Genomic DNA, 9,941 nt, shown 5'->3' on the forward strand with positions numbered 1-9,941 from the left:
TGACCGAGGTGAGCCATCCGCGGTCACCTGCCCATATCTTTCATGGATGTGGCCACCCAGCAGAAAACGGTGGGAGAGCTACACCGCGTGCAGGGTGCCGGTCACCTTGAATTGGTCGCGATGGAGCTAGGCGTCGAGCACGGACGGTGACCCTACCTCAATCCAGTTCAGGCAACACAACCTTTCTACGTGCCTCTACTGGCCGACTTCCCTCTGTCAGGTGGCCTTCTACAACCTGACCGGGATCATTGTTTCACCGCGTGAGGCGACTCAAAACTGCACAGCCCACCACCAACAGGGCCGCCCATAAGGTGCGGCTGTCCAACGTCTCACTCAGCAGCAGCGCCGACCACACGACGGTCAGGACGGGCTGAACTAGTTGCACCTGTCCGGCCTGCGCCACTCCACCGAACGCCAGCCCCCGGTACCACGCGAAAAAGCCCAAGAACATGCTCACCACCGACACGTATCCGAAAGCCCACCAAGCCGTGGCTGAAGGCAATTGGGTTGGCCAGGGAACGAACCAGACGGTGAGCAGTGCCGCGGGCAGCGAGAGGACCAGGGCCCAGCTCACCACCCGCCAGCCATCCAGCTCGCGGGCCAGCCGTCCGCCTTCTGCGTAGCCTAGGGCGGCCAGCAGCACGGCCAGCAACAAGAATACGTCGCCGGTCTCCACATGCCCGGCGCCCGTGGTGACTGCGAACACCACCACCGCCCCCACACCCAGGGCCGACACCAGCCAGAACATGGGCCGGGGTCGCTCACGGGTCAGCAACACGGCAGCAATCGCCGTGGCGGCGGGAAGCAGCCCCACCACGACCGCCCCGTGGGAGGATGGCACGGTCTGCAGCGCGAGCGACGTGAAGACGGGAAAACCGAACACCACCCCGAGCGCTACCAGGCCCAGTCCCCGCCAGTGACGGCGTTCCGGGAGACGTTCACGCCGAATGAGCAGGAGGATCAGCGCCAGGAGCCCAGCGATGACGGCGCGGCCAAAGCCGACCATATACCCGCCGAATTCGGGCACCGCGATCCGTGTGGCGGGCAGAGTGAAGCTGAAGCACAGCACACCTAAGGCCGCCCACCACCACCCCGCGGATTCAGCCCGGAGTGTTTCTCTTTTAGAAGCAGTAACGTTATCAATGCTCTTCATGTTCTATGATAACGGTATGTCAGCCGAGGAGAAAGCGGCCCCGAGTAGACAGCGCCTGTTACTCGACCTTAATACGCTTCTTCAGCATGAATTGGGAGCAGGCGAACAGCTTCCCTCTGTCCGGGAATTGACCCGCCGTTACCGCGCCAGTCCCGTGACAGTGAGTGCCGTGCTGGCGCAGTTGACGCGAGAGGGCCTCATCGTCACCCGTCCAGGCCACGGGACATTTAAGGCGCAGGCTCCCGCAGCGGTTCAGCCGCTCGATCTGGGGTGGCAAACCGTGACTCTATCGGGGCGTCCCACTTCGCCGGGCTACGTTCAAGACCTGTTCCGGCCGCCGCCCCCCGATCTCCTGCCCCTTGGCAACGGTTACCCGGACGAAACGTTGCAGCCGCTCGACCTGCTCAGCCAGGCCCTGAAAGCAGCGGGCAGCCGTCCAGGGGTGTGGTCGCGTCTGCCCCCTGAAGGGCTTGAAGCGCTGCGGGTCTGGTTTGCTCGGGCACTGGGAGGCGAGTACCGGGCGTCAGACGTCCTGATCGTCCCGGGTGGGCAGGCCGGGCTTTCGACAGCCCTGCGCGCCCTGCTGCCCGTAGGAGCGCCTCTGCTGGTCGAGTCCCCCACGTATTTCGGCATTCTCGCCGCCGCACAGGCGGTGGGTGTGAGGCCTATACCGGTGCCCACGGACGCCGGGGGTGTCCGGCCCGATTTGCTCGATCTGGCCTTCCAATCTACCGGGGCCAAAGTCGTCTACCTGCAACCGCTGTATGCCAATCCGACGGGCGCTGTGCTCGCTCCTGAACGGCGCGCGGCGGTGTTGGCGGCTGCGGAGCGGGTGGGCGCGTTCATCATTGAGGACGACTACGCCCGGGATCTCTCTCTGGAAGGCGGGGGGCCGCCGCCCCTGGCTTTATCCGGTGAGGGGCGCGTTGTCTACCTGCGCTCGCTGACCAAGGCGGCGGCCCCCGGCCTGCGGATCGCCGCGCTGATCGCGCGCGGGCCAGTCCTGACGCGGCTGCGCCACGCCCGCGCCGTCGAGGACTTCTTCCTGGCCGGGCCGCTGCAAGAAGCGGCTCTGGGCATGTTGACGGCCCGGGGCTGGCCGCGCCACCTCAAAACCCTGCGAGACACGCTGCGGGGACGACGGGACACGATGGTGCGGGCGCTGGCCCAGCACTGGCCGGAGGCCCGGCTGTCCCTCGTGCCGCAGGGCGGGTACAACCTGTGGGTGCAGGTGCCCGAGGGGCTGGGAGACCTGGAGGTCGTGGAGCAAGCGGCGCGGGCAGGAGTGCAGGTGAGTGCGGGGAGCGGGTTTTTTCCGGCAGAGTCACATGAAGCGTTTGTGCGCCTCAGTTATGCGGCGGCCAGTCCTGCGGTCATTGAGGAAGGCGTGCGCCGGTTGAGAGCCTTGGGGAAGGGTTGAGCCGGCGATCGAGTGTGAGCCAACTCGGCCACAGTCTCTACCTCTGAGGCACGTTTAGGAAGCCGCCGGATCAGCCAGCGTGTGCATGACCTCCACCAGCACCCGGGCACCTTGAACGATCTGCGCCAGCTCCAGCCCGCCGTACCCCAGCAGCAGGCCGTGGTACGGGCCGTCCGAGACGTAAAACGGCGCGAGGCTGCCGACCTGCACCCCCCGCGCCGCTGCCAACCGCACGACCGCCTCCGCGTCCAGCCGGGGGTCAAGATCGAGATGCACGTGGAATCCGGCTTCCAGGCCGCCCACCTGTGCCAGAGCTCCGGCAGCGGAGAGCTCACGCACCAGCACCTCCCGTTTGCGGGCGTACACCCGTCGCATCCTCCGGAGGTGCCGGTCGAGATCCCCCGCCCCCAAGAAAAAGGCCAGCGCCCGCTGCACCGGCCAGGACGTGTGATAGTCCGCAATGGCCTTGAACGCGGTCAAGTGCTCGCGGAGGAGCGGGGGCGCCACCACATACCCCACCCGGAGCGCCGGAGAGAGCACTTTCGAGAAGGTGCCTAGATACGCGACCCGGCTGGGGTCGAGCGACGCCAGAACCGGGAGGGGTGCGGTGTCGTAGCGGAACTCCCCGTCATAGTCGTCCTCCACGATCAGGCTGTCGTGCTCGCGCGCCCAGGCCAGCAAGGCGTGACGGCGCGGAATCGACAGGCGACTGCCCAAGGGGAACTGGTGCGACGGCGTCAGGTACACCAGGGGCGGCGCGTCCACGCCGAGCGGCAGCGCCGAGACGCGCATCCCGTCCGCATCCACGGGAACCGGCAGGATCTGCACCCCACGCTCGCGCAGCACTTGGCGGGCCAGACGGTACCCGGGTTCTTCAAAGGCGGCGGTGTCCCCAGGCCCAAGCACCGCCTGCGCGACCAAGTGCAGGCCCTGGATGGCTCCAGCGGTGATCACCACGTCCTGTGCGCCGCACACCAGTCCCCTGGAGCGGCGCAGGTAGGCGGCCACCTGCGCCCGCAATTCAGGATCACCGGCCGGATCCGCGTACGCGCCGGGCAACGGTTCTTCAGCGACCCGTCGCCAAGCCCGTCGCCAGGCCTCGTCCGAGAGCGCGGCGACTGCCGCTTGCCCGAGGCGGAAGTCAATCATGCCCGCCACCGCAGCAGGACTGACCTCGGGGGCCACCGGCGTCGTTCGCAGCCACCGGGGCAGGGGCGACACCGGCATGCGGAGGGGCGCCGTCCCTCCTCTGGGAGGCAGGTCGGGAGTGACGTAAGTTCCCGCGCCCACCTGACCGACTAGGTAGCCCTCGGCGAGCAGGCCTTCGTAGGCTGAGATGGCCGCCCCACGGCTCAGGCCCACCTCGCGCGCCACGGCGCGCGTACTCGGCAACCGGGCGCCGGGGAGCAGTTGCCCACTGAGGATCGCCGCGCGAAGTTGCTCCTCCAGTTGCTGGGCGACCGGCACAGCACTGTCCCTGTCGAGATGGAGCGGCAAATCCACCGGGACGGCACGTCGCGGGGAGAGCAAGTGGTCAGGCATTTCGAGGGCATAATGGCACTTCCTCTTCAACCACTTCAAGTTCAAAATAGGTTCGGTAGACGTGATCAAGCGTGTGACGACACCCCTTTTCCAGACGCTCATCCAGTGAGTGCCGAGGTTACCGAGTCGGGCGAAATCGCTTTGTCCGGCGGAGCAGATCGGATCTCGCTGTCAATCCACCCCCCTGGTCAGAGCACCCAGATGGAGGAGCACCCATGTATCAACCCCCAAATTTCCGAGAAGACCGACTTGAAGTCCAGCACAGACTGATTCAGAGCCACCCGCTGGGCCTGCTGGTCACCGCGGGTGCAGGAGGCCTGATGGCTAATCCGATCCCTTTCTTCCTGGCCCCATCGGTTTCCCCGCAGGGCACCTTACAAGCTCACTTGGCCCGCGCCAATCCGCAACTTCAGGAACTGGCCGCGGCTTCCGAGTGCCTGATCGTCTTTCAAGGCCCGCAAGGGTACGTCACGCCGTCTTGGTATGAAACCAAACAGCAGACCGGCAAGGTGGTACCCACCTGGAATTACGCCACAGTTCACGCGTGGGGAAGACCACGCTGGATTGAGGATCCGGTGTGGCTCGCCCACCACCTGAACAGGCTGACGCGGCATCAAGAACAAGGCCGTCCGGTGCCGTGGGAGGTGAGCGATGCGCCCGCCCCGTTCATCGCTTCACAGACGAAGGGGATTGTCGGCATTGAACTGGAGATCAGCCGTATCGAAGGCAAATGGAAAGTGAGCCAGAACCGTCCGGAACCAGACCGGAGAGGCGTGGTGGCTGGATTCCGCCAGCAAGGCGAAGCGGCTCATCCGATGGCGGCGCTGGTGGCCGAATACGGGGCCATCCAAGAAGAGTAGCGGACAACCGGCTCCATTGGGCTCGACTTCTGGCGTTGCTCTCCGGTGTACACAGGGTTGTGTTGTTTGAATTGGCGTCACATCAGGCCACCACTACGGCAACCGTTGACTACGTATGGAACGCGTGCCTTTGATGTTGTCTTCTGGTGGCTGCTGACACCCTAGTTCGGGTGTGATGGTGGAGGGTGGTAATTCACGCCTGCAAGCTCAGAACTTCTTGCGCGCGTTTCCGCCGCCCCAATCCCTGCTACTGCCTGCTTGACGTCGTGTGGAACGGTGACGTTGCAGGGTCACGTTGTTGCAGCGCGCCGGAGTGATCACCTGCTGGTGGTCAATGCCCTTCTGGCTTGGGAGCTCTCGAATCGCTGCCCCGTCACTCCGCACTTGGTCGGCATAAATGACTTACGGGACATTATATTCACTCAGGAGCCGGATCAGGAAGGTCTTTGCGTCGGTGTCGCGCTGCCGCCCAGGCAGGACGCGCTGTATGAAACCGTGCTCGTCTACTGCCCCCCAGAATCAGGATCGGATGCCATTGACGCTCGGCCATACCTCCATCAGATGCCACCGGGAACATGGGAGGGGTTCCCCGTAGCGCATGGGTTTAGCAAAGAGGGGTGCGCATTTAATCCACCCTTCGCGCAGGGTTTCATACTTAATCTCAATCCCGCACTGGTGCAGCACTTCTGGAGCGTTCCAAGAGCTTAAGGGAAAGCGGTTGGAGAGCCAAACGGCGTGCTGGATGATGATCATTGGAAAACGGTGGCGGTAGGGCTTGGCAGCGGTTACGGACAGTCAGCCTACCCCGATCCGGTGAAAGCAACACAACCCAGGCAACCCCTATGAGCTGACGCGCGCGAGAGGCAGAACCGCCCTGTACCGCGGATCGTGCAATCTCTGCTGAAGGAGAGGACGCCACAGACCCTGAGGAGGACTGGTGGTGAGAGGAACAGGAAGCCCCAGCACTGAGACGGGGTGCGCGGTAGAACTTATTTTTTCCTAGAACGAGCTTTGGCTTTCCTGTTCGCGCTGCCTAATTTCTGGCCCTTGAGAAAGCTGGCTTCCATCTGCTGACGGGTGTGGGCGGCCAACGCCTTAAAGTCTACGGCTCCAGATTCAATGCTTTCGAGGGAGACGCGGGGGGCAGAAGCCCGGCCTTCTCTCAGTTGCGCGTCTATTTTCTCAAACCAGGCCTGAAATTCAGGCGTCACTTCAAACAGCATGTCTCTGGCCAATTTGTTGTAGGTCTCACCGTCTCCGCTTCGCCGCTTGAACTGTTTGGGCAGTTCGAAGCGGGCCCCCGGAAGCTTGACCGCTTCGATCTTGCCCTCACGCACAGCAATCTGAAACTGCTTAACAAAGGCGTCACTGCGTTGAAGATTGCTGAGTTTTTGAACCTGTTCACTGAGTTTGAGATAAGCCATAAGGTGTTGTATCAGTTCACTTAAAAAGAAGGAAGAGGTCATTTAATCTAAGGCAATTTACCGCGAATAGGGGTTGACAAGGGCGGGCAGAAGAGCGCTAGGAGAGGGTACATGAGCCGTTCCGATCTGACTTTCCTACCACTTCCAGCTGCCGTGACGCACCTCAGCCACTGGATAGCCCCGCACATCCCTGCGAAATTGATGCACCCACACGAGAAAATGTCAGACGCTGAATTGCTGGCTGTTGCCCTGCTTCAGAAGCTCCATCAGGTGACGTACTTCAGCCGGTGGTGGCGGTTCCTGAAGCTCAACCACTTCCCGCACTTTCCATCCCAACCCCAGGCCCGAATCCGACTCGCTCGACTGACCCCCGTGGTCGAGCGGCTCGCGACCGAAGTCCAGATACTGGACTTCGTGGTTGTCGATTCCGAGCCACTCCCCGTTTCGACGTTCAAGCGCGCTCCTCGGTGCAAATTTCGTGGGGCTCGTCATGGATTCAGCACCGCTGGTCCGGTGTACGGCTTCAAACTGCACGCCTGGAGCGCTCTAAATGGCAAGCTCGTCAAGTACGAGATTCGTCCCGCAAACGAACACGATTTCAGCGTGCTGTGCCACATGAATGTAGATTGGCCTGCCTACGGCGGGCCAAAACAGATTGGGGACAAGGGGTATCAGTCCGGCACGTGCCTGACGCCTCCCAAAGTCAATGCCAAGCAGGTTGATCCGCGATGGAAGGAGGAGTATGGGGCCGCAAGGAAGTGCATCGAGTCCGCCTTCTCAGTCCTTGTTGGTGCAGGATTGCGCTGGGGACAGGTCAAAACCTATCTCAGTCTGCGATTGAAGGTCGCACTAGGCGTCCTGGCGCACAACCTGAAATTCATCGACCTCAGTGGCTGACTGTCCCCCCTGTCAACCGCTGTTCGCGGTACCATACTCCTGCACACATGTGCGCAGCTTAAGTGCTGTAGGCCTTCTTCAACCAGAACCGCACAGCCTCGTTATGTTGGAAAGACACGCGCTGGAGTTTGCGCTGCAGCGCGTTGTCCACGCGCCCGTGATCCACTAGGGCAGCGGATTCATTGCCAAGCCCTTCCGGCGCTTGAAGCAACCAATGAGACGCCAGTCGCTCGCGACGGAACACGTCGCCGCCACCCGCGATGTCATCCAGATCCGACGGATCGAGGTGCAGAGTGCGCAGGAACGCGTCGTGAAAGATCAGGGTAGGCCACACCTGCACCCATGGCGGCGTCCCACGTGTCCACAGGGTGTCTATGGCATCCTCCGAAGCGCTCCACGCGAACGTCGTGTTCAGCAGACCCACCACCTGAAGGGCGACGTTCCAGGCGTGGAAGGCCGGGCGCACCGTTCGCCGCAGTGACGTGGACAGTGAGAGGCGCAGCAGCGCGTGGTCTGCCAAGGGGACGTGCTGTTGGTCGGACGGCAGGCGTTCCACCTGCACGAGCGGCACGTCCTCACCCAGCTGTTCCGCGCGGCGCCAGGTGTGCACTCGGTGGCCTGCACGGACGCCGAGTGCACAGACCACACTTCCGCGTGATCCTCGTCGGGGATTTGGATCCAGCGCAGCTTCATGTCGGCAGGAGGCAGCGTGGCGTGCATCAACGGCACGAGCAGCATCAAGGTGTGGGGGGCGCCGCTCATCTCAGGTCACTTTCCCGCAGTTTACCTGACGTTCCGCCAGATCCCGAGCGCCTTTCTGGATGCCCCTGTCAACCCCTTATGTAGTACGTCTGGGTTCATTCCTGATCAGAATGGAGACTACCAGGCCAGTCCGAGCCGCCAAGTCCGCGTCAACCCCAGGTCCAGCAAGACCGTCGAATAGTTCGGACCGGCTCGGGCGCTCTTCTCGAAGACTGAACGCTCTCCAAGGCCACCAAGCCTGCACCAGAAGAGCCAGTGCCGAGAGAGTTCGACCTGACCTCCCCCTTTCTCCAGGAGGTTTTCATGTTTGCCCTCGGCTTGGACATCGGAAAAGACTCTCTGTACGCACATCTACAGCTCAACGATGACCTGGAAGTGTCACTCCCTGACCTCCCGAACACGCCCACTGGATTCAAGGGCCTGCTGCACTGGGCCCAACAACACGGTGTGACGCCAACGGAGCTGCACGTGGTGATGGAGGCCACCGGCGTGTACTGGGAGCAGTGCGCGAACTTCCTGTTCAGTGCAGGCTGTACCGTCAGCGTGGTGAATCCCACCAGCATCAAATACTTCGCCCGCGCCACACTCAAACGGGGCAAGACCGACCGGATGGACGCGGTGGTGATTGCCCTGTATGGCGCCATGATGCGACCGAGCACCTTGGTCACCACCCAGTACAGCGCTGCAGGAACTCAAGCAACTCGTCCGTGAACGCACGGCGTTGTGCGAAACGCTGACACAGGATCAGAATCGACTGCACGCCTCAGAACGCCGGCAGCATGAAAGCCAGATCGTCGTGGCGTTGCTGAACACGCGCATTGCCCTGCTGAAGCAACAGATCGTGGAGCTCGAAACGGCCATCCGCAGCCTCATCCACGCGAATGACGCGTTGCGTGAGCCCTTTGAGTTGCTGACCAGCGTTCCTGGATTCGGCTTGCTCACGGCAGCATCGGTGTTGGCAGAAACGGAGGGTTTTGCGGTGTTGGAAACCGGCAAGCAAATATCAGCTCATGCTGGCATTGCTCCCTCTCCGTTTCAGTCGGGTACGAGTGTCCATGGCCGAGGGCGCATTTCAAAAACGGGCAATGCTCACCTGAGACGTTCCGCGTACCTTGCGGCCTGGAGTGTCACGCGAAACAAAGGGCATTTGGGTGACTTCTATCGTCGTTTACGAGCCCATGGAAAGCCTGCCAAGGTGGCGTTGATCGCGCTTGGTCACAAATTGTTACGGATAGGACTGGCCGTCGTGAGATCAGGGCAGCCGTTGGGCGAAACGTACGTGAAACCTGCTTAACACCACGTGTGGAGTGATTCGTTCTCTGCCTGACACCCGTGGCAGCAGGCAATCTAGGCGAACGGGCGACCACTGTAGACGCCGTCCAAAAACTACGCTATCTATTCGCGGTAATTTGGGCTTATGCTTGATATCGCAGTGCTTGTTGAAGAGCTCGCAGTAAAGCGGAAATGCGGTTCAGCAGGATCTGAAAAAGTAGTGTGATTCAACGCTCTGACCCTGATCTTTAAGGTCGGTTCCGCTCTTTGGGCAGCAAGGTTCCTTCATTTCTGCCGTGCTGAGCCACTCAGACATATCGGTGGCTGAGCCCTGGTTCTGGCCCTCATTCCGTGAAGATCTGACGCAACTGCGCCTGCACCCTCGCCGGGAGACTCTGACGCTAGGCCATGCGGAAGGGAAGGGCTGGACACGGATCATGCACAGGCCGGAACGTGACTCCAGAATGAGCGAGAGCCGTCAGGGAACGGACGATCAAAAACAGGCCCTCCTGCTCAGCGACGAGGCGCATCACGCCCGCGAACGAGTACATCCGCGCGCCGGTGTTGATGACCTGTCGGGGTTGAACGCCTGTTTGGGTGAACATGCCTTG

10 protein-coding genes are annotated in these 9,941 nt (G+C 62.1%); 5 read left to right on the forward strand and 5 right to left on the reverse strand.

Annotation, left to right across the window (positions count from 1 at the left end; all coding sequences use genetic code 11):
• Positions 1–253 precede the first annotated feature (253 nt).
• Positions 254–1,153: a DMT family transporter gene (locus tag M1R55_RS18810; protein ID WP_249394452.1), complete on the reverse strand. Its 900-nt coding sequence runs from the start codon at positions 1,151–1,153 to the stop codon at positions 254–256.
• Between the two features lie 16 nt (positions 1,154–1,169).
• On the opposite strand from M1R55_RS18810, the gene M1R55_RS18815 reads away from it, so the two are divergent.
• Positions 1,170–2,573, forward strand: a complete 1,404-nt coding sequence (locus tag M1R55_RS18815; protein WP_249394453.1) for a PLP-dependent aminotransferase family protein — start codon at positions 1,170–1,172, stop codon at positions 2,571–2,573.
• A 54-nt stretch (positions 2,574–2,627) separates the two neighbouring features.
• Here the strand turns inward: M1R55_RS18815 and M1R55_RS18820 are convergent, their stop codons facing one another.
• Positions 2,628–4,115 (reverse strand): PLP-dependent aminotransferase family protein, encoded by a 1,488-nt coding sequence (locus M1R55_RS18820; RefSeq protein ID WP_249394454.1) that lies wholly within the window; start codon positions 4,113–4,115, stop codon positions 2,628–2,630.
• A 215-nt stretch (positions 4,116–4,330) separates the two neighbouring features.
• Here M1R55_RS18820 and M1R55_RS18825 point away from each other — a divergent pair, with 215 nt between their 5' ends.
• Positions 4,331–4,975 carry an FMN-binding negative transcriptional regulator gene (locus M1R55_RS18825; RefSeq protein WP_249394455.1) on the forward strand — a complete coding sequence of 215 codons (645 nt, stop codon included), beginning with the start codon at positions 4,331–4,333 and terminating at the stop codon, positions 4,973–4,975.
• Positions 4,976–5,964: 989 nt separating this feature from the next.
• Here M1R55_RS18825 and M1R55_RS18830 read toward each other — a convergent pair.
• Positions 5,965–6,399 (reverse strand): hypothetical protein, encoded by a 435-nt coding sequence (locus M1R55_RS18830; protein WP_249394456.1) that lies wholly within the window; start codon positions 6,397–6,399, stop codon positions 5,965–5,967.
• A gap of 111 nt (positions 6,400–6,510) precedes the next feature.
• Here M1R55_RS18830 and M1R55_RS18835 point away from each other — a divergent pair, with 111 nt between their 5' ends.
• A complete protein-coding gene (locus tag M1R55_RS18835) occupies positions 6,511–7,296 on the forward strand; it encodes an IS982 family transposase (protein ID WP_249394457.1) in 786 nt (261 codons plus the stop codon).
• Positions 7,297–7,354: 58 nt separating this feature from the next.
• Here the strand turns inward: M1R55_RS18835 and M1R55_RS18840 are convergent, their stop codons facing one another.
• Positions 7,355–7,906, reverse strand: coding sequence for a hypothetical protein (locus tag M1R55_RS18840; protein ID WP_249394458.1), 552 nt, complete (start codon positions 7,904–7,906; stop codon positions 7,355–7,357).
• A 455-nt stretch (positions 7,907–8,361) separates the two neighbouring features.
• On the opposite strand from M1R55_RS18840, the gene M1R55_RS18845 reads away from it, so the two are divergent.
• Positions 8,362–8,769 carry a transposase gene (locus tag M1R55_RS18845; protein WP_249394459.1) on the forward strand — a complete coding sequence of 136 codons (408 nt, stop codon included), beginning with the start codon at positions 8,362–8,364 and terminating at the stop codon, positions 8,767–8,769.
• 10 nt (positions 8,770–8,779) lie between these two features.
• Positions 8,780–9,352, forward strand: a complete 573-nt coding sequence (locus M1R55_RS18850; RefSeq protein WP_249394460.1) for a transposase — start codon at positions 8,780–8,782, stop codon at positions 9,350–9,352.
• A gap of 379 nt (positions 9,353–9,731) precedes the next feature.
• Here M1R55_RS18850 and M1R55_RS18855 read toward each other — a convergent pair whose 3' ends face one another.
• The gene (locus tag M1R55_RS18855; protein ID WP_249394461.1) at positions 9,732–9,935 is read right to left on the reverse strand and encodes a hypothetical protein; all 204 of its coding nucleotides are present in this window, start codon (positions 9,933–9,935) and stop codon (positions 9,732–9,734) included.
• Positions 9,936–9,941 lie beyond the last annotated feature (6 nt).

The sequence above is a fragment of the Deinococcus sp. QL22 genome (genome assembly GCF_023370075.1).
Classification (GTDB): Bacteria; Deinococcota; Deinococci; order Deinococcales; family Deinococcaceae; genus Deinococcus.

Coding starts and splice junctions, on each gene's coding strand:
- M1R55_RS18810 (WP_249394452.1), bottom strand. CDS start 1,153: ATGAAGAGCATTGATAACGTTACTGCTTCTAAAAGAGAAACACTCCGG.
- M1R55_RS18815 (WP_249394453.1), top strand. CDS start 1,170: ATGTCAGCCGAGGAGAAAGCGGCCCCGAGTAGACAGCGCCTGTTACTC.
- M1R55_RS18820 (WP_249394454.1), bottom strand. CDS start 4,115: ATGCCTGACCACTTGCTCTCCCCGCGACGTGCCGTCCCGGTGGATTTG.
- M1R55_RS18825 (WP_249394455.1), top strand. CDS start 4,331: ATGTATCAACCCCCAAATTTCCGAGAAGACCGACTTGAAGTCCAGCAC.
- M1R55_RS18830 (WP_249394456.1), bottom strand. CDS start 6,399: ATGGCTTATCTCAAACTCAGTGAACAGGTTCAAAAACTCAGCAATCTT.
- M1R55_RS18835 (WP_249394457.1), top strand. CDS start 6,511: ATGAGCCGTTCCGATCTGACTTTCCTACCACTTCCAGCTGCCGTGACG.
- M1R55_RS18845 (WP_249394459.1), top strand. CDS start 8,362: ATGTTTGCCCTCGGCTTGGACATCGGAAAAGACTCTCTGTACGCACAT.
- M1R55_RS18855 (WP_249394461.1), bottom strand. CDS start 9,935: ATGTTCACCCAAACAGGCGTTCAACCCCGACAGGTCATCAACACCGGC.